Below are 19,421 nucleotides of genomic sequence, written 5' to 3'. Positions count from 1 at the left end.
CTGGACATGTGACCTACCTCACATTTGGTAGAGGTGCGATCCGCCGCCCACCCCGACGGCACTGCTCGACGCCCGCGGCGGCCGGTTGCGACGGGGCCCGCGCCGCGTGCAGAGGTGCGTCCGGCAACCGAAAACGCAGCCGCGCGACGCCCCCGCCCGGCTCCCCGCCGTGACCGCCAGGCTGACCTGCGTCGACGCCGCGACCCCGCGACGACGGCCGCTGCCGCCCTCGCGCCGGAGCGCGCCACCCGGCGCGCACCCGTACCCGGCGGGTGACACGGCGACCCGGCGCGGCGCCCGGCGAGCCCGGGGAACCCGACCGGGTACCCGTCCGCCGGGTCGGCAGCCGTAGTTCGGCCGAACGAGTGACGGTTGGCCCGCAGAACTCACCCCACAGTGTGCAAAACTCCCCGACAACCAATGCCGAATGCGACAACCAGGGCAAACACGCCATGCGTCACGCGGCACTGCGACAGGGGATGACATTGACCATCTCGACAGGAACCCGGCGCCGGTGGCGCCGGGCCGCGCCGATCGTCGTCGTCGCCTCAGCGTTCGCGGCCGGCATCGCCGTCGCACCGGCCGTGCTGGCGGACCCCCCTGTGTACTCGCCCGTAGCGACCCTCGTGTCGGACACGTTCTCCCGGACCACCGCGTCCGGCTGGGGTGTGGCCACGAGCGGGCAAGCCTGGACGAGCTCCGCCCCGGGCGCGTCGTCCACCTCCTCGGGAGCCGGGCACATCGCCCTGGCGCCCGGCAGGAACGTGACCCTCGCCGTCCCGTCGGTCACGGCAACCGACACCCGGGTCGCCGTCGCCGTGGCGGCCACCAGCGCACCGACGGCCGGCAACGGCGCGTTCACCTCGCTCGACGTCCGTGCCCAGGATGGGAAGTCCTACCGGGCGACGCTCCGGCTCGGACGCTCCGGCACCGCGACGCTGCACCTGGTGCGGCGCAACGGCGGCGGCTCGGAGACGACGCTCGTCGCCGAGCGCGCCCTGCCGTTCACGGTCGCGGCGAAGCAGAAGGTCGCCTTCGAGCTGCAGGCCACCGGCAGCACGAGCGTCGACGTCTGGGCGCGGGCCTGGCCGGTCGGCACCGCCACCCCGGCGTGGCGGGCCAAGGCGACCGACTCGAGCGCGCAGCGGCTGGCCACCGGGTCGATCGCGGTGCGCGGCTACCTCTCCTCCGCGTCGAGCGCGCTGACCACGGACGTCGACGACCTCGTCGTGTCCCGGCTGGCCCTGTCCGGACCGAGCACCACGCCGACGCCCACCGCGTCGGCCACGCCGAAGCCGACCCCCACGCCGACCCCCACCGTGAAGCCCACTCCCTCCCCCACCGCCACGGCGGCGCCGGGTCCCGCGCCGACCGCGGCCCCGAGCCCGACGGCGACCCCGACCGCCACCGCGGCACCGGCGCCCGCGCCGCAGCCGTCGCAGCCCGCCACCTCGGCGGTCGGCTCCGCACCGGTCGGCAGCACGAGCTATGCGGTCCCCGCCGGCGCGATCTTCGCGGCACCCCTCGGGACCACCGGCGGGAGCGGCACGGCCGCCTCCCCGTACGGCAGCGCGCAGACCGCCATCGACCGGGCGCCGACGGGCTCGACCATCGTGCTGCGGGCCGGCGTCTACCACGAGTCCGTCTTCGTGCCGCAGCGCAAGAAGCTCGTGATCCAGTCGTACCCGAAGGAGGCCGTCTGGTTCGACGGAAGCTCGCGCGTCACGGGCTGGGTCCGCAGCGGCTCCACCTGGTACGTCGACGGCTGGAACTACGCGTTCGACCACACCGTGTCCTACATCCGCGGTGCCGACGACTCCTCCCGCTTCGTCGACCCGGCCTACCCGATGGCCGGGTACCCGGACCAGGTGTGGATCGACGGTGCGCCGCTGGCCCAGGTCGGCTCCGCCGGCGCCGTGCGCCCCGGCACGTTCTTCGTCGACAGAGGTGCCAAGCGGCTCGTCATCGGCTCCGACCCGAACGGGCACGCCGTCGACGCGAGCACGCTGGTCAAGGGCGTGCAGATCCAGGGTGAGGGCACGACCGTGCGCGGTCTCGGCATCCGCCGGTACGCCAACCACCTCTCGGCGTTCGGTGCCATCAGCGCCGAGATGCCGAACATCACCCTGGAGAACCTGGTCGTCGAGGACAACGCGACGATCGGCGTCTTCGCCTGGGCGGACGGGCACACGTTCCGGAACATCACCGCGGTCGACAACGGGCTCCTGGGCCTGGGCGCGAACACGTCCGACGGCTCCACGATCACCGCGTCGGTCTTCTCGCGGAACAACACCGAGCGCTTCAACCGGGAGCCGTCGTCCGGCGGCATCAAGATCTCCGAGTCGGACGACTTCTCGGTGACCGACAGCCTGTTCGACTCCAACACGACGAACGGCTTGTGGTTCGACGTCTACAACCTCCGGACGACGATCGCGCGGAACACGTTCAGCAACAACGGCTCCGACGGCCTCATGTACGAGATCAGCGAGGGTGCGCTGATCGCCGGCAACCACTTCGTGAACAACGGGCGCGCGGGGATCGACATCATCGACTCGGGCTCGGTCTCGGTCTGGAACAACACGCTCGTCGGGAACGGACAGTGGGCTGTTCGCCTCTTCCAGGACGAGCGGACATGGCCGGATCCGGCGTTCCCGCTGCAGATCAGGTCGATCCGGTTCCAGAACAACGTCATCGCGTTCCCGCCCGGAGCCACCTGCCCGCTGCTGGTCCAGGACACGACACAGACCCGGTACGCGAAGAACATGAACCTGGCGTTCGACACGAACCTGTACCACCGGACCGGGCCGACGTCGCCCGCGAACGTCGCCTGCCTCGCCAACGGGTCCGCCGCCTTCCAGACCTACAAGTCGCTGGCCGCCATGACGGCCGGCCATGGCTACGACCGCAGCTCCGTCCTGCTGGAGGGCCCCGCCGTCGTGGACTCCGCCTTCGCGGTGACCGCCGCCGCCAAGGCAGCGGTCCGGCCTGCCGGGGTTCCCGCGGACGTCGCCGCCGCTCTGCGGGTCTCGCCGGGCTGGAACGGCGCGATCGGCGCGATCGGCGCGATCACGACGGTGAAGAAGTAGGACGCCGACCGCCCCCGAGGGCGTGCCGCCGGGAGTTCATCCACCCCTGCCTCGGCGGTCGCGCCCTCGGCGGCTAGCCTTGGCGGACGGTGTACTGCCCGGTGGGCACCCCTGGGGAAGGAAGCACGCCGATGGCGGACGTCTCCCAGGACCACCGGATGCAGAGCTCCCCATCCCCGCACCCGCCGGCACCTCCCCACCCGGCGAGGTCGACGCCCGCCGACGCGGGGCCCGCGCCCGATCCCTTCGCCGGCACCTGGGTCTGGTTCGAGCGGATCGTCGCCGCCGGGCTGGTCGTCCTCCTCGGCACCGGCCTGCCCGTCGTGTCAGGCGTCTCCGTCGCGACGGTCGCGCTCGTGCTCCTCGCACCGGTCTGGCTGCGGACCGCGGCGTCCTACCGCTTCGCCCCCCTGCTCGGGACCCTGCTCGTCGTCGCGCTCGTCACGGGGGTGTGGCTGGCCGATCTGGCGAGCGCCGACCACGTGGTCCACCGTGCGGGCCAGATCCTCTACGGCGGCACGCTCGTCGGCGTCGCCGTCGGCGTCGGCTTCCTGCTCTGGGCGCGCACCAAGCTGCCCCTGTGGCTCATCGGTCTGCTGTTCGGCATCGGCATGCTCGCGGCCATCCGGACGGACGGGAACTTCTCGATCAGCCCGTGGCGCTTCGGGTTCGCGACTCCGGTGACCGTGATCGCGCTGTCCCTCGCGCTGCGTGCGGGCCGGCGCTGGGCCGAGGTCGTCGTGGCCGTCCTGCTGGCCGCCGCGTCGGTCGCCGCCGGGGGTCGGTCCCCCGCAGCGATCCTCGTGCTGGTCGCGGTCATGATGGCGTGGCAGCTGCGCAGGCCGCCGCGGTCGCACGGCGTGGCCGCCGCGCGCGCGACGGTGATGCTGGCGGGCCTGGCCTACGCGGCGTACTCGCTCGGGCAGGCCGTGATCCTCGAAGGTCTGCTGGGCGAGGCCGCCCGGGAACGCACACTGCTGCAGCTCCACCAGTCGGGCAACCTGGTGGTCGGGGGGCGTCCGGAGCTCGCCGCGGCTGCCGCCCTGCTGCGCGAGTTCCCCGCGGGCTTCGGCCTCGGGGTCGTGCCCAACGCTGCCGAGATCCAGGTCGCCAAGACCGGCATGGTCGGGATCAACTACGACCCGGACAACAACTACGTCGAGACCTACCTGTTCGGCAGCAGCTTCGTGCTGCACTCGGGCATCGGGGAGCTGTGGGCGTGGCTCGGCCTGCCCGGCCTGGTCCTCGCGCTCACCCTGTTCGTCGTCGTCGTACGCGGGATCGTCACGGGCATCACCGCGCGGGCCGCCCCCGCCGTCATGCTCTTCGCCGCCCTCCTGACGCTGTGGAACCTGTGCTTCAGCCCCACCCTCAGCTCGGCCCCCATCGCGATGCTGTGCCTCGGCCTGCTCCTGACGAGGCGGCCGACGGCACCGCCGGGTCGCGCCGCCGAACTTGACCCGCTCCCGGACCCACCGGGGGATTTACGCCGTGGGATCATGACCAAACCCGGCACGACGAACGGAGCTGCCGCAGATGGACCTGCGTGACTACATCCTTGCCCTGCGCAAGCGCTGGGCGGTGATCGTCGCGCTCACTGCCATCGGCGGCGTGCTCGGATTCCTCTACGCGCAGAGCCTGACGCCCATGTACAAGGCGAGCACCAAGGTCTACGTCTCGCTCAACGGCGGGCAGACGGCCGGAGAGCTGGTCCAGGGCTCGACGTTCGTCCAGAACTCCATCGAGTCGTTCGTCCAGCTCGCGAGCATGCCCGTGGTGCTCCAGCCCGTCATCGACGAGCTGGACCTCGACGTCAGCGCCGGTTCCCTCGGCCGCTCCGTGAGCGCGTCGAGCCCGCTCAACACCTTCATCATCGAGATCTCGGTGACCGACCCGGACCCGAGCCGTGCGGCCGCCGTGGCCGACGCCGTGGGTGCGCAGCTCGCCGTGAAGGTCGGCGACCTCTCGTCGAACGCGCCCGACGGCGAGGAGGCGATCTCGCTGTCCACCGTCTCGCCGGCGGCGACCCCGTCCTACCCGTTCGCGCCGAACAAGCGCGTCCTGCTGGCGGCCGGCGTCGCCGCGGGCTTCGCGCTCGGCCTGGCCTTCGCCCTCGCCGCGGCCGCGCTCGACACCAGGGTCCGCACGTCGGCCGACGTCGCGAAGCTCACGCGCTACCCGATCCTCGGTGCCGTGCACTGGATCCGTGATGGCAGGCGGGCCCGGACGACGGTCCTCGACGATCCCCGCTCCGTGCGTGCCGAGGGCTTCCGGCGGGTCCAGACCAACCTGCAGTACCTCGACACGGTGCACCAGCTCCGCTCCATCGTGGTGACCTCGGCGACGGCGCACGAGGGCAAGACCTCGACGGCGATCAACCTGGCGCTGGCGGCCGCCGAGAAGGGCGCCTCCGTCCTCCTGGTCGACGCCGACCTGCGTCGACCGGCGGTCGCGGACGCCCTCCACATCGAGTCGGCCGCCGGGCTGACGACGGTGCTGATCGGGCGGGCGACCCTCGACGAGGTCGTGCAGACGTGGGGGCGCACCAACCTGCACGTCCTGACGACCGGCGAGGTCCCGCCGAACCCGAGCCAGCTGCTCGACTCCGACGCCATGCGGGACCTGATCGCGGCCGCGGCCGCCAGCTACGACCTCGTCGTCTTCGACACCCCGCCGGTGCTGCCGGTGGTCGACGCGTCGGTCGTCGGCCGCGCGACCGACGGCGTGCTCATGGTGATCGGGCTGCGCCAGGTCCGCCGGCAGCAGGTGCGGGCGGCGCTCGAGTCGGTCGAGGCCGTCGGCGCGCGCATCCTCGGCGTCGTGGCGACGGGCACCCGCGGTGCCGAGAGCCCGTCGTCGTACGGCTACGACGTGGGCCCCCTGAAGCAGCGGCGGCGCGGCCGCCACCGACCCGCCGCAGGCACACCGGTTCCCCCCTCGGCCCGCGGCGTCGGCGGCGAGCCGACGTCCGCCGGGCGGGACGCGCGCACGTCCGACGACGGCACGGCCGAGGCGACCGAGGCGGCGACGCCTGCCGCGGGTGGCGAGCACGCGCCCGAGGCGCCGGCCGGCGACGCCACGACGCCGGCGGCGGAGCCCGCGGCGGACCAGCTCGTGGTCGACGAGCACGTGGTCGACGAGCAGGTGGCGGTCGAGCAGGCACCCGACGAGCAGGCACCCGACGAGCGGGCACCGGACGAGCAGAGCGCACCCGCCCTCGAGCGCCCCGCCGACGGTGCGCGGACCGGCAAGAGGCCCGCCAAGGGCGCCTCGACCGGTGCGGAGAACGTCGTTGCCACGTCCTGACGACGCCCCGGCGGCGGTCGGCACCCGTCCCCTCGCGTCGCACGTCAAGCTCTACCACCAGGCCCGGACGGCTCATCTCGAGCGCGCGACCGGGAGCCCGCACGTCACGGTGCTCTACGCCCGCCGCCGCTACGACTTCGACGAGTCGACGGCAGCGGGCGTGGACGCCCGCCAGGCCTCCGACCGCGAGGCCGCCCGACTGCTGGCCGGTGCTCCCCCGCAGGTCCTGGAGCTCACCGAGCCGGCGTACCTCCCGGGCGTCCGCCGGGCAGCGCTTGCGCTGGCCGCCGTGGAGGTGCGGAGCCTGGGGCGCCGCGGCGTGCGCCCCCGTGTCGTCTGCTACGCGATCGCCAACAGCGACCCGCGCCGCGAGTGGCAGGCGCACGGGTTGCGCGGCCGCGCCGGCCGCGCCCTGAGCATCGGCCTGTCGCGCTGGGTGCACTCCCGGGTGGACCGGATCGCCTTCGGCACCTCGGCGGCCGAGGACCTGTACGGCGACCTGTACCGGCGCACGCCGCGCCGGCAGCGTCGGATGCTGGTGCCCGCGCTCCCCGCGGCCTGCACCTGCGCGCAGGGCGAGCCGCCCCGCCCGCTGTCGCTGCTGTTCCTGGGCGCGTTCGCCACGCGCAAGGGATTCGTCGAGCTGCTCGAGGCCTGGCCCGCCGTCTCGTCCGCAGTACCCGGCGCCACGCTCACCCTCGTCGGGATGGGTGAGCTTGCCGCGCAGGCGCGCGAGCTCGCGGCCGCCGACGACCACGTCGAGCTGGTCGAGGACCCCCCGCGACCCACCATCCACGCCGTCCTGCGACGGTCGTCGGTCCTCGTCCTGCCGTCCCGCCCGTCGGCGACCTGGCGGGAGCAGGTCGGTCTGCCGATCGTGGAGGGCCTGCAGCACGGGTGCACGGTGGTCACCTCCGAGCAGACCGGCCTCGCCGAGTGGCTCCTCGCGCACGGGCACCACGTCGCCCCCAGCAGCACGGGCGCCGCCGGGCTGGCCGCCGCGCTCGGCGCCGCCCTCCTGCGGCCGCGTGACCGCGAGGCGGTGCTGGCCGACCTGCCCGACCGCGACGGCCGCTCGGCCGCCGAGGAGTGGATGTTCGGGCCGTGACGCGACGAGGGCGCCGGGGAGACGAGCCCGGGCGCCCTCGTCGTCACCGGTCGCCTACGGCACCGGCACGATCACCTTGAACTTCTGGACCTGGATGGCCAGCGGCGCGTTGGTCGCGGAGCCGCTGAGGTTGGTGTCGATGCCGACACCGCCGGCGTCCTGGAGCTCGGCCGTGGAGTCCGTCGCGCTCACCTGCCACGTCGTCGGCTCCGTCGTGCCGTCCTTCCAGACCCGCAGCCGCAGGGTGGTCGGGTTCGAGCCGACGGCCTGGAGCCGCGCGTTGAGCACGTCCCCCGCGACGAGGGTCGGGTCCGCCAGGTTCACCTGGGCGAGCGTGGCCTCGGTACCACCCGCGATCCGGGTGAGCGCGAGGTTCACGACCCCGGTGGACTTCACCCAGACCTTGCCGCGGTACATGCTGCCCCACCCGGCGGTGCGGCCGGTGAGCGAGTAGAAGGTCCCGCCGCCGCTGCCGAGCTTGTCGAGCGAGAACCGCGAGCTCATGTCGATGTCGGTCGCGGACACGCCCTGCAGCTGTACCCGGGGCAGGGCACCCGCCGCGTTGAGCCGGAACAGCCCCACGCCCGGGTTGACGCCGTACTGGGACGCGCCGCCGTACAGGGTCCACGCTCCACCCGTCGTGGCGGTGCCCCAGCCCGTGGCGAGCGTCCGCGCGAACGTGTCCTCGGCCAGGACGACCTCCCCCGGCAGGGGCGGCGCGACCACGCTGATCTGCTGCGTCGTCGTCGCGGTGCCCCCACGGTCGTCCGTCACCGTGAGGGTGACCGGGTAGGTGCCCGTGTCCGGGAACGTGTGCGCCGCGGTCACCCCGGTCGCCGGCGTGCCCGCGAAGTCCCAGGCGTACGAGACGACCGACCCATCGGGGTCGCTCGACGACGAGCCGTCGACCGCGACCGTCAGGTCCGTGGTGGTCTGCGTGAAGGCCGCCACCGGGAGCTGGTTGGCCGCCGGCGGCGCCGTGACGCTGACCTGCTGCGTGACGGTCGCCGTCGCCCCCTGGTTGTCGGTGACCGTCAGCCGCACGGGATAGGTGCCGGTCGCCGCGAACGTGTGGCTCGCGGTGCTGCCGGTCTTGGCGACGCCGTCGAAGTCCCACGCGTACGAGGCGATCGCCCCGTCGGGGTCGTGGGACGCCGATCCGTCCACGGAGACCTGCAGGTCCGTGGCCGCCGCGGTGAACGCGGCCTGCGGTGCCTGGTTCGCCGGTCCGGCGGCGCCGATGCGGCCCGCGTAGAGGTTGTCCAGCGAGATCACCACGGGGGCGTTCGTCGCCGAGCCGGACAGGCTGGTGTCGATCCCGATCGCACCGGCGTCCTGCAGCTCCGCGGTGGAGTCGGTGGACGTGACCTGCCAGGTCGTCGGCTCCGCCGTCCCGTCGAGCCACACCCGGGCACGCAGGGTGGTGGGGTTGGAGCCCTGCGTCTGGAACCGCGTCCGGAGCACGGCCCCCGGCGTGAGGGTCAGCCCGGGCACGTTCACCTGCGCGAGGACCGCCTCGGTGGTCGTCTGGCGCGTGAGGGACAGCGCGACCGTGCCGACGGACCGCACCCAGATCTTCTCGCGGTAGAGGCTCCCCCAGCCGCTGGCCCGGCTGGTCAGGGAGACGTACGTGCCGCCTCCGTTGCCCAGCTTGTCCAGGGACACCTGGGCCGTCACGTCAATGTCCGCCGCGCTGACCGTCCGCAGCTGGCCGCGCGGCGCCACGCCGGCCGTGTTCAGGGACGCGACACCGACCCCGCCGGCCACGCGGTACTGCGAGGCCGCTCCGGACAGGGTCCAGGCGCCGCCGACGTCGGCGGTGCCCCAGCCCGTGGCCGCGGTGCGGGAGAAGTAGTCGGTCGCGAACACGACGGGCGCCGTGACCTCGACCGGCACCGACGACGTGCCCGTCGCACCGAGGTTGTCCGTCACGGTGAGCGTGACGGGGTAGGTCCCGGGTGCGGCGTAGGTGTGCTGGGCCGACGCGGTGGTCGCCGTCGCCCCGTCGCCGAACTCCCACAGGTACGCGACGATCGAGCCGTCGGGGTCGGCCGACCCCGCGGACGCCACGTTGATCGACAGGTCCGCGACGGTCGGGGTGATCACCGCGACCGGCGCCTCGTTCGTGGTGACCGTGACCGACCGGGTCACCGAGTCCTGCAGGCCCTGCGGGTCGGTCACCGTGAGGGTGACCGGGTAGGTGCCGGGTGCGTCGAAGGTGTGCACGGCGGTCGGTGTCGTGGCCGTCCCCGCGTCACCGAACGTCCAGGCGTAGGACGCGACGGCTCCGTCGGGGTCGCTGGACGACGTGCCGTCGACCTGGACGGTGAGCGCCGAGACGGTCGACGTGAACGCCGCCACGGGAGCCTTGTTCGGCGCGACGACCACGTCGTGCGTGACCGAGCGGGTGGCGCCGTCGTCGTCCGTGACGCTGAGGGTGACCGGGTAGGTCCCCCCGGCGGCGAACGTGTGCTGGGTGGTGGTCCCGGTGCCCGTCGTGCCGTCACCGAAGTCCCACGTGGCGTCGACGAGGTCGCCGTCCGGGTCGCTCGACGCGGACCCGTCCAGCGTGACCTCGAGGAACTGCTGTCCGGTCACCATGAACGCCGCCGACGGCGGGGCGTTCACCACCGTCACCGACTGCTGGGACACGCCGGTCGCGCCGCCGTCGTCCGTGACGGTCAGGGTCACCACGTACGTGCCGGCACGCGGGTAGGCGTGCTGGGCGGTCGGCGTCGTGGCCGTCGCGCCGTCACCGAAGTCCCACGCGTAGTCCTGGACGGAACCGTCCGAGTCGGCGGAGGCCGCGCCGTCGACCGTCAGCGACCGCCCGGCCACCTGGGCCGTGAACGTCGACGTCGGCGGCAGGTTCGGCGCGACGCCGTCCGACCCGAGGCCGTGGTGCAGGAGCGCGTCGTTCGCGCTCAGCGCGCGGGAGTAGACCGCGAACTCGTCGTAGCGGCCGGCGAGGTAGGGCGAGGTGGAGCCCCACGTCGTGTCGCCGCCGACCCGCCAGTAGCCGGCGTAGTCCTGGGCGCCGGTCGCCGGGTTCGTCCCGACGAGCTGGCCGTCGAGGTACAACGCCATGCCGTCGGCACCCTGCGTCGCCATGACGTGGTGCCAGCTGCCGTCGTTGTAGGACGCCGGTGTCGTCACCGTGTTGGTCACGCCGGTCCACGTGCCGAACACCAGCTGACCGTCGTCCTCCATGTAGACGTGGCGGTCGTAGCTGCCCGACTCCCCCGTCTGGGAGCCGCCGAAGCCCACGACCTTGCCGCCGCGCGTGCTCGTGGTGGAGAACCACCCCTCGAGCGTGTAGCCGGCCGGGTTCGTGAACGCGGCCGTGCTGTACGCGTGGCCGCCCGCGCTGCCGAACGTCACCGAACGGTTGCCGGCGACGCCGGTGAGGGCCCCCGTCGACTGCCGCGTGAACGAGCCGGTGAGCGTGCCGCCGTTGCCGCCGGGGCCGGCGTCGTTGACCGTGGAGCCCGACGACTCGTTGAACCGCCAGTACAGGTCGGGCTCGGCGTCGTAGACGGCCTTGCCGTAGGCGTCGGCGGGCGCCGGCGGGAGGTCGACCGTGCGCCCGGAGTCCGTGTAGTGCTCGCGGATCTGCTGGGTGGACAGCACCGACGGGTAGACCGCGACGTCGTCGATGGCGCCCGAGAAGTACGCGCTCGTGGGCTGGCTCGGCCAGCCGCCGAGGTTGTCGCCACCGACCCGCCAGTACCCCTGGTAGTCCTGGCCGCTCGTCGTGTCGCCGCGCTGGGCGACGCGCTTGCCGTCGACGTACAGCTGCATGCCGTTGGCGCCGAGGGTCGCCACCACGTGGTGCCAGGCACCGTCGTTGTACGAGGTCGTGGAGGTCACCGTGCGGGTCTGTCCGGTGTACGCACCGAAGACGATCCGGCCGTTGTTCGCCATGTAGACGTGCCGGTCGTAGGACCCGGAGTTGCCCGTCCTGGAGCTGGCGAAACCGATGATCTTCCCGCCGGACGTCGTGGTCGTCTTGATCCACGCCTCCGCGGTGAACGTGTTGGGCGCCGCGACCGGTGTCGCCGTCGCGCCCGACCCCGTGGAGGTGCCGCTGAAGGTCGACGCCGTGTTCGGGTCGCCGTCGATCGCACCGGCAGCACCACGTGTGACGCCGGCACCGGTCGTCAGGTCGTCGGTGCCCGCCCAGTCGAACGCCGTCGTGCCGGACGCCTCACCCAGCCGCCAGAACGAGGTGGCCGCGTCGTCGAGGACGCCCTGCGCGTACGGGCTCAGCTCCTCGGAGCTCACCGTCACGTTCATCCAGTCCGACTCGGCCCTGTTGCCGTCGGGGTCGGTGGCGACGACCTTGTACCGCTGCGCCGAGCCGGGCGCCTGGGTCGTGTCCGTGAAGGTCGTGCGGGGCTGCTTCCAGAACGGCGCGCTGATCGTCCGGCTGTAGATCGGTGCGGTGGCGGTCGACTGCCGGTACACGTCGTAGACCACCGTGTCGTCGTCCTTGTCCGGGTTGCCGGGCCAGCTCAGTCGGACCTGGCCGCTGCGGTACGACAGCACGCTCAGACCGAAGAACGGCCCCTTGTTGGCCGGACCGACCTTCTTCGGGGCGATCGAGCGGTTCGCGAACCGGACGAGGCCCTGCTGCGCCTTGCCGTTGACGCCCATGAACTCGCCGCCGAAGAGCACGTAGCTCGAGTTGCCGGCGACGGTCCAGGGGCCCTGGTTGGCGCCGGTCGCGTTGCCGGGTGTGAAGGTCGGGTACCACTCGAGGAACTCCGGGCGCGGGGTCCCGGGGTGGTCCTCGTAGCCGTAGATGTCGGCGGTGTTCGTGCCGCGCACGTCGTTCGTGACGGCCGTGCCGTGCTGGAACGTCCACGGCTCGTTCTGCGGGAAGCCGCCGCTGTTGCCGCAGTAGTGCTTGTGGCTCGCGAGGTAGACGACGTCGCCCACCGGAGCCGCGGAGTAGGTGTCGCCGTGGCAGTCCTCGAGCCACACCAGCTCTCCGGTGGCCCACGAGGCGGCGAACGTGCCCTCCGAGTTGCCGCCGTCGCCGTAGTGCCAGCCCGTCCCGTAGAAGTAGGTGCCGTTGGTGGACAGGCTCCCGATGGCCGAGCTGGGGCCGCCGTTGCGGATCTCCGAGTTGACCGGCAGGGGCAGCGACGCGCCCGACGCCGCGTCGAGCCGCGCGAGTCCGTACCCAGGGCTAGAGGCCCCGCCGACCGTGGTGAAGTTCCCGGCGATGACCACGGACAGGCCGTCGGGCGCGACGACCACGGCATTGACCTGGTTGTCGTCGACCGCCGCGACGAACGGCTGGACGGCGCCCGAGGACGCGTCCACGGCCGCGACGCGAGGACGCGCCTGCCCGCCGACGGTGGTGAACACGCCGCCCAGGTAGACCTTCGACCCGTGCACCGCCAGACCCTGCACCGCGGCGTTCACCGAGGGCGCCCAGCTCTTGAGCGTGCCGCTCGGGATGTCCAGCGCGGCGACCCGGTTGCGGGTCTGCCCGTTGACGGTCGTGAAGGAACCCCCCGCGTAGAGCGTCCTGCCGTCCGCGGAGACGGCCAGGTCCTTGACCTGGGCGTTGAACGACGGGGCGAAGCTGGTGATCAGGGCGCCGGTCGTCAGGTCGTAGGCCAGCATGTTGTTGCGCGCCGTCTGGTTGGTCCCGGCGGCGGAACCGGCCGGGCGCGCGAACGAGAACTTGCCGGCGACGTACACGGTGTTCCCGACGACCAGCTGCCGCCAGACCACACCGTCGATCTGGACCGTGGGCAGGGCGTCGGCGCTCACCGTGATCGGCAGCGTCGGGTCGCTCGCCGCGGCCGCGGGCGCGGCACCGACGCCAGCCACCAGGCCGCTCACGACGAGGGAGGCGGCAGCCACCGACGCGACGGCGCCGCGGCGGAGTGCAGTGGTGACGATGCCCATGATGTCCTCGATCGAGACGTCTCCGACAGCGGTCGCCGACACCGGACGGGGGGCGGGAGCGGTGGCACACTGTATGACTTTTCGGACATTACGGGTGTACCGGTCGCAGCCGGAGCCGTTCGGCGGGTGAACCCGTGCGGCATGCGGGTGAAACCGGCCCCCGGGCGCCCTGGGTCAGCGGGGCGCGGGGCCCTCGAACGCGACGACGGGGCCGCCCAGCTGCGCGTCGACCTCGACCCGGACCTGCTCGCGCGCCGCCGCCGGGACCGAGAACAGGTACACGCCCGTGACGGCCTGTCCGGCGCCGACGGAGCCGGGCAGCGTGCGCCCGCCGGGCCTCAGGAGAGGCGACGCCGGCGTCAGCTCGGCGCCGTGGTAGAGGTTGACCACCGCTGCGGACAGGTCGGCCTCGCTCGTCGTGGTGTTGGTGACCTCGACCGTGACCCGCAGCGCGGGCCCGCCGACGTCGCCCGCCTGGACGGCCTCGCCCTCGACGGACTCGAGCTGGGCCACGCGGATGGCGACACCCGTGGCCGCCTCGGCCTGGGAGTCAAGCGGCAGGACGGCGGTCGGGAGCGGCTCGGGGACGGCCGGCTGCGGTTCGGCGGTGACCGGGGCCGACGGGGCGGCGCCCGGGTCGGCCGACACCGCGCCGGTCGGCGAGGCGCCGGCGCTCGGGCTCGTGGTCGCGGAGGGCGCCGGGCCGGTCGCCGCGTCGGTCGGGGAACCGGACGCAGGACGGGTCAGGACCACCGCGAGGACCACCCCGACGACCGCGACGGCCACCGCGACCCACTGCCAGGTCCGGTTGCGCCACCAGCTCGGTGCCGTGTCGGTGCTCATCGGATCCCCCGCCTGTCCCGCTCCACACCGGCGCACTGCCCGGGTCCGGGCAGCATAGGCCGACCGACGCAGACACGGACGAGCCGGGCGCGGGTGAACTCGACCGCCGTCGCGGCACAGGCCGTGGGCCACCGGTTTAATCGACCCATGCCGCCCGGGAAACCCCTCGTGATCGTCGCTCACCCGTCACCCGACCTGTACGGCTCCGACCTGCAGCTCCTGGCGTCGATCGAGGGGTTCCGCGACGCGGGCTGGGCCGTGACCGTCACGCTCCCCCGCACCGGCCCGCTCGTCGCGCACCTCCTCGCCCGTGGCGCCGACGTCCGCATCACGGAGTTCCCCGTGCTGAGCAAGTCCCTGCTCGCGCCCCGGCGTCTGCCCGGGCTCGTCGTGGCGACCGTGCGGGCGCTGTGGACGATCCGCCGGGACGTCGTCGCCTCGGGGGCCGCCGCGGTGTGGGTGAACACGCTGACCGAGCCGGTGTGGGTCCTGGCCGCCCGGCTGGCCCGCCGGCAGGTCGTCTGCCACGTGCACGAGGCGGAGGAGGCGCAGCCGTGGCCGGTCCGGGCGCTGCTCGCCGCGCCCCTCCTGCTCGCCCACCGCGTGGTGGTCAACTCCGCCGCGGCCCGCCGCGCCCTGACGCAGGTGCTCCCGGCTCTCGCCCGTCGCACGGAGCTCGTCTACAACGGCATGGAAGGGCCGCCCGACCCCCTGCCCGCGGCACGTCGCCGTCCCGGTCAGCCGTTCCGCATCGCCCTGGTGGGGCGCCTGTCGCCCCGCAAGGGCACCGACGTGGCGCTCGAGGCGGTGGCCCTGCTGCGCGCCGGCGGCGCCGACGCCGTGCTCGACCTGTTCGGTGACGTCTTCCCGGGCTACGAGTGGTTCGAGGACCAGCTGCGGCGACGCGCCGACGAGGCCGATCTGCGGGGAGCCGTCCGGTTCCACGGCTACGTCAACCCCGTCTGGGTACCGCTCGGCGAGGCGCACGCGGTGGTCGTGCCGTCGCGGGCCGAGCCGTTCGGGAACGTCGCCGTCGAGGCCATGCTGGCCGAACGCCCCGTCGTCGCCTCCGCCGTGCAGGGCCTGACCGAGATCGTCACGGACGGGACCGGCCTGCTCGCGCCGGTGGACGACGCCCCCGCGCTGGCGGGCCGGCTCCGGGAGCTCTACGACGACCCGGACAGGGCTGCCGCGCTCGCGGCCGCGGGCCTGGCGTCCGCGCGGGACCGGTTCGGCGCGGGCCGGTACCGCGAGCAGATCGCCCAGGTGCTGGGACGCACCGCCGCGCGGCGGCAGGCGACGCGGTGAGCGCGGCGGCAGGCGACGCGGTGAGCGCGGCGGCAGGCGACGCGGTGAGCGCGGCGGCAGGCGACGCGGTGAGCGCGGCCGACGCACAGGGACGCCTGCGCGTCCTGGTCAGCGCCTACGCGTGCGGTCCGCTCGAGGAGCCCGAGGCCGGTGCGGGCTGGGCGTTCGCCGTGGCGGCCGCCCGGCACCACGACGTCTGGGTGGTCACCCGGCCACGGTTCCGGACGGCGGTCGAGGCGGCCCTCGCGGACGACCCCGAGCTGGCGGCGCGGCTCCGGGTCCGGTACCTCGACCTCCCCGACCGGATCAGGGCGCTCAAGCGCCGGTCCTGGGACGTCTACTGGTACTACGCGGCGTGGCAGCGGGCGTTCGCCCGACTCGGCCGCACGCTCCACGACGAGCTGCGCTTCGACGTGGTCCACCACGTGACGTTCGCCAACGACTGGCTGCCGTGCGGCGCCGCGCAGATCGCGGGGCCCGCCCTGGTCTGGGGTCCGGTCGGGGGCGCGTCACGCCTGCCCGTCCGCAGGCTCGCGCCCTGGCTCGGCGTGCGCGGCACCGCGACGGAGCTCGTCCGCGTCGTCGCGAGCGGCGTGCCGCGGCGGATCTGGGGCGACCGCGCGGCCCGCCGGGCGGCCCTCGTCGTGGCGCAGAACCCCGACGTGGCGGAGCGGTTCGGTCCCCACGCCCCCGTGACCGTGCACCCGAACGCCGCGTTCGGCCGGCTCCCGGCACCCGTGCGCGACGAGCCGCACACCGGCCCGGTGGCGGTCTTCGCCGCCCGGCTCCTGGCCTGGAAGGGCGGACGCCTCGCGATCGACGCGCTGGCCCGCCCCGAGGTCTCCACCTGGCGGCTCGACGTCTACGGCACCGGGTACGAGCTGGCGGCGCTGCGGCGGCGGGCGGCACGACGAGGGGTGACCGACCGCGTCCGTTTCCTCGGCCACCGGCCGCGCGACGAGGTGCTCGCGGCGTTCGCCGGCGCGGACGCCATGCTCTTCCCGTCCATGCACGACCAGGCCGGGTGGGTGGCCGCCGAGGCGAGCGCGCTCGGCTGTCCTGTCGTGTGCCTGCCGCTGGGTGGACCGCCGGTGCTGGCCGGCAGGAACGCGCGCGTCGTCGACCTCGACGGTGACCTCGTGGGCAACCTCGCGCGTGAGCTGGTCCGCGCACTGGCCGAGCCCGGCACCCCCCACGACTCCTGGTCGGCGGACCGGCTGCCCGCCCTCGTCGACGGGTGGTACGCGCAGGCCGTGCGACCCGGGACGGGCCGTCAGGGCAGCTGAGCAGCAGCCGCCAGGCGCCGCCGTCCCAGGTCGCGCCGCACGTACCAGGCGTTGGGCAGCACCTGGCACAGCAGCACGGCGACCGTCGACCCCAGCACCGGCCCGGCCGCGCCCAGCGGCGCGATGAGCAGCCACGACAGGGCCAGGTTGAGCGGGACCATGAGCAGGATGGGCAGGACCTGGAACCGCAGGCCGCGGGCGTCCGTCATGTACATGCCCGACGGGAACTTGAGCGCCTGGAACGTCACGAACAGCACGAAGCTCGCCACGAGCGGCCAGGTGAGCGTGATCTTGCCCTGCGTCACGACCTCGGTGGCGATCGGCAGGACGAGCCAGAGCAGGAGGCCGAGGCCGAGCGCTACCCCGCCGAAGACGAGCGTCGGCCGTAGCGGGCTGCGCACCTGGTCGTTGGCGCGCGCCCGCGCGTAGATGGGCCACAGCGCGACGCCCGCCGCGCCGACCGTGGCGTTGATCAGCCCGAACATCTGCGCCCCGAAGTTGTACTGGGCGAGCTCGGCGGTCGGGGCGAGGTGGCTGAGCAGCAGCCGGTCGGTCTGCATCGCGATGGGCAGCGCGACCATCTGCACCAGCATCGGGCCCGCGACGTGGATGACGCTGACCCCGCGCACCGACCGCAGGCGGGGGACGTCCTTCGCCGCCGCCACCACCTGGGGCGACAGCATGCGGGCGGCGACCACGAGGCACACGACGGCCACCACGGCGTTCGCGGCGTACGAGACGACGGCGACGTACGGACCGATCGACCAGGTGAGCGCCACCGCCAGCGCCACCACGCCGAGGACGATCGGCGAGCCGAGGCCGCTGATCACGGTGGCCTTGGCCGCCTGCCCGGACGCCACCAGCAGCCGCTGACCGACCGCGAGCGGGAGCGCGAGGGCGAACACCACCATGCTCAGCGTCGCCGCGCGGCTCCCGTCCCCGGGGACCAGCCCGTCGCCCAGCAACGTCGGCCACAGGCCCAGCGCACCGATGAGCAGGCTCACACCGGCGATCACCGAGGCGGAGACGAGCAGGATGCGCAGGGCCGACGTGATCGTCCGGCGCACCTCCGGGTCGGTCCGGGCGTTCGCCGACGAGGCCACCACGTTGATCAGGACGGCCGCGATGCCGAGGTCCGCGAACGGGAGCAGCGACGACAGCGCCGTGAGCAACCCGTACTGGGCGAAGGCGTCGACGCCGTAGTGCTCGATGATCAACCGGCTCGTCACGATCCCGGCGACGCCCGTGACGCCCATGACGAGCACCTTCGCCACGGCGGTGGACCCGACCTGCCGCGTGGCTGACGCCGTGCGGTTGAGATCGGTCGTCATCGGGCAGTCCTGTCGACGGGCACGGCACGGGGGGTGGCTCCCGACGATATCCGCCGGTCGCGGGCCGCACGGGGTGCGCAGCGGGTGAGGTTCGCCCGGCTCGCCCGCATTCGTCCCGGCCCACCGGTGCCCGGCGGAACCCGGATCACCCCTGGTCTCGGCGGTACTCCTCGGTGCGTCGGCCCGCGACCGCGACGATCGACCCCGCGCCCCGCGCGACGAGCCTCATGCCGGAGGCCTGGAGGTCCGCACGGCGGACGACGGTACCGGCCACGGCACGGGCCGCGCCGAGCACGGTCCGGCCGGAACCGATCACGAGGTACCGGGCACGGACGGCACCCCGCCGCGCCGGGCTCCCGGCCAGCCGGAGCAGGGCGCCCACCGAGACGTTCGAGTGCGAGTAGACGCGGCTCAGGACGAACCGTCGGGTCATCCGGGCGGCGGGCACGACGTCGATGACCTCGGCCTCCCGGCACCACACGATCGTCCCTCCGGCCGCCACGAGAGCGCGCGTGAAGAGCGTGTCCTCGCCGCCCGACAGGCCCAGCGACTCGTCGAACCGGAGACCGTGGCGCCGCACCACCGTCATGTCGAGCAGCAGGTTGTTCGTCGCTGCGGCGGGCACCCGGTCGCCCGTGCGCAGGTGCTCGTTGTGCACCCGGCGGAAGAAGCCCCCCGCCTCGATCCAGGGGTCGAGGTCACCCTCGAACCGCGAGCGGACCGGTCCGGCGACGGCCGCAGGACCGAGCTCGCCGTGCGTGCCGACGATCCGGGTCAGCCACCCCTCGACCGGCCGCTCGTCGTCGTCGATGAACACGAGGAGCCGGGAGCGTCCCGCCTCGCTCAGCGCGCGGTTGCGCGCCGCGGCGATCCCCGCCGTCGGCTCGGCCGCGTACCGGACGCGGTCGGCGCGGAAGGCACCGACCAGGTGCTCGGCACCGCGTGCCGGGTCGTTGTCGACGACGACGACCTCCGTCGTGAAGCCCGGCTCGCGCGTCGCGGCGAGCGCGTCGATCTCCCGCACGAGCAACGGCAGGAGCGTCGCGAGCTCCTCGTTGCGGCGGAAGGTCAGGACGGCCACCGTGACGTCGACGAGGTCCGCGCCCCGACCGGGGGCCGTGCCGTCGGTGGCGTTTTCAGCCGCTCGCGGCGTCCCGCTGCGTCGACCGCGCACGCTAGCGTCACCCACGAGCCCACCCCCCTGTCCGCATCGCACCGCTCTCGAGGA

Annotated in this window: 10 protein-coding genes; 6 read left to right on the top strand and 4 right to left on the bottom strand. The window is 73.8% G+C overall.

All coding sequences use genetic code 11. From position 1 onward, the window contains the following. Positions 1-479 precede the first annotated feature (479 nt). The 4 genes from KG102_RS03105 to KG102_RS03090 all read left to right on the top strand — a co-directional run bounded on the left by KG102_RS03105 (position 480) and on the right by KG102_RS03090 (position 7,500). Positions 480-3,086, top strand: a complete 2,607-nt coding sequence (locus tag KG102_RS03105; RefSeq protein ID WP_208290510.1) for a right-handed parallel beta-helix repeat-containing protein — start codon at positions 480-482, stop codon at positions 3,084-3,086. A gap of 131 nt (positions 3,087-3,217) precedes the next feature. Beyond that, complete coding sequence (locus tag KG102_RS03100; RefSeq protein WP_208290511.1) at positions 3,218-4,636, top strand: hypothetical protein; 1,419 nt, start codon at positions 3,218-3,220, stop codon at positions 4,634-4,636. After that, complete coding sequence (locus KG102_RS03095; RefSeq protein WP_208290512.1) at positions 4,623-6,392, top strand: polysaccharide biosynthesis tyrosine autokinase; 1,770 nt, start codon at positions 4,623-4,625, stop codon at positions 6,390-6,392. Before KG102_RS03100 ends, KG102_RS03095 begins: the two co-directional genes overlap by 14 nt. Then, positions 6,379-7,500, top strand: coding sequence for a glycosyltransferase (locus KG102_RS03090; protein ID WP_208290513.1), 1,122 nt, complete (start codon positions 6,379-6,381; stop codon positions 7,498-7,500). Before KG102_RS03095 ends, KG102_RS03090 begins: the two co-directional genes overlap by 14 nt. A gap of 54 nt (positions 7,501-7,554) precedes the next feature. Here KG102_RS03090 and KG102_RS03085 read toward each other — a convergent pair whose 3' ends face one another. Then, positions 7,555-13,425, bottom strand: coding sequence for a LamG domain-containing protein (locus KG102_RS03085; RefSeq protein WP_208290514.1), 5,871 nt, complete (start codon positions 13,423-13,425; stop codon positions 7,555-7,557). 174 nt (positions 13,426-13,599) lie between these two features. Then, on the bottom strand, positions 13,600-14,268 hold the full coding sequence (locus KG102_RS03080; RefSeq protein WP_208290515.1) for a hypothetical protein: 669 nt from the start codon (positions 14,266-14,268) through the stop codon (positions 13,600-13,602). Positions 14,269-14,436: 168 nt separating this feature from the next. On the opposite strand from KG102_RS03080, the gene KG102_RS03075 reads away from it, so the two are divergent. Together KG102_RS03075 and KG102_RS03070 are read left to right on the top strand one after the other, a co-directional pair. After that, positions 14,437-15,576, top strand: coding sequence for a glycosyltransferase family 4 protein (locus KG102_RS03075; RefSeq protein ID WP_208290516.1), 1,140 nt, complete (start codon positions 14,437-14,439; stop codon positions 15,574-15,576). Continuing rightward, the gene (locus KG102_RS03070) at positions 15,573-16,862 is read left to right on the top strand and encodes a glycosyltransferase family 4 protein (protein WP_249667448.1); all 1,290 of its coding nucleotides are present in this window, start codon (positions 15,573-15,575) and stop codon (positions 16,860-16,862) included. Before KG102_RS03075 ends, KG102_RS03070 begins: the two co-directional genes overlap by 4 nt. Here KG102_RS03070 and KG102_RS03065 read toward each other — a convergent pair. After that, positions 16,850-18,193 (bottom strand): lipopolysaccharide biosynthesis protein, encoded by a 1,344-nt coding sequence (locus tag KG102_RS03065; protein WP_208290517.1) that lies wholly within the window; start codon positions 18,191-18,193, stop codon positions 16,850-16,852. The two genes, KG102_RS03070 and KG102_RS03065, sit on opposite strands and share 13 nt — an antisense overlap. 145 nt (positions 18,194-18,338) lie before the next feature. After that, entirely contained in the window at positions 18,339-19,382 is a 1,044-nt protein-coding gene (locus KG102_RS03060) for a glycosyltransferase family 2 protein (protein ID WP_208290518.1), read from the bottom strand. Between the last annotated feature and the right edge of the window lie 39 nt (positions 19,383-19,421).

Origin of the sequence: Cellulomonas fengjieae (assembly GCF_018388465.1) — a bacterium.
In the GTDB taxonomy this organism is placed as follows: Bacteria; Actinomycetota; Actinomycetes; order Actinomycetales; family Cellulomonadaceae; genus Cellulomonas; species Cellulomonas fengjieae.
The sequence above is the reverse complement of the archived record's forward strand: the minus strand, read 5'-3'. Positions and strand labels throughout refer to the sequence as shown.

Bases quoted from the DNA above. Each gene is read 5' to 3' on its own strand.
- KG102_RS03105 (WP_208290510.1), top strand. From the start codon at position 480: ATGACATTGACCATCTCGACAGGAACCCGGCGCCGGTGGCGCCGGGCC.
- KG102_RS03100 (WP_208290511.1), top strand. From the start codon at position 3,218: ATGGCGGACGTCTCCCAGGACCACCGGATGCAGAGCTCCCCATCCCCG.
- KG102_RS03095 (WP_208290512.1), top strand. From the start codon at position 4,623: ATGGACCTGCGTGACTACATCCTTGCCCTGCGCAAGCGCTGGGCGGTG.
- KG102_RS03085 (WP_208290514.1), bottom strand. From the start codon at position 13,425: ATGGGCATCGTCACCACTGCACTCCGCCGCGGCGCCGTCGCGTCGGTG.
- KG102_RS03080 (WP_208290515.1), bottom strand. From the start codon at position 14,268: ATGAGCACCGACACGGCACCGAGCTGGTGGCGCAACCGGACCTGGCAG.
- KG102_RS03065 (WP_208290517.1), bottom strand. From the start codon at position 18,193: ATGACGACCGATCTCAACCGCACGGCGTCAGCCACGCGGCAGGTCGGG.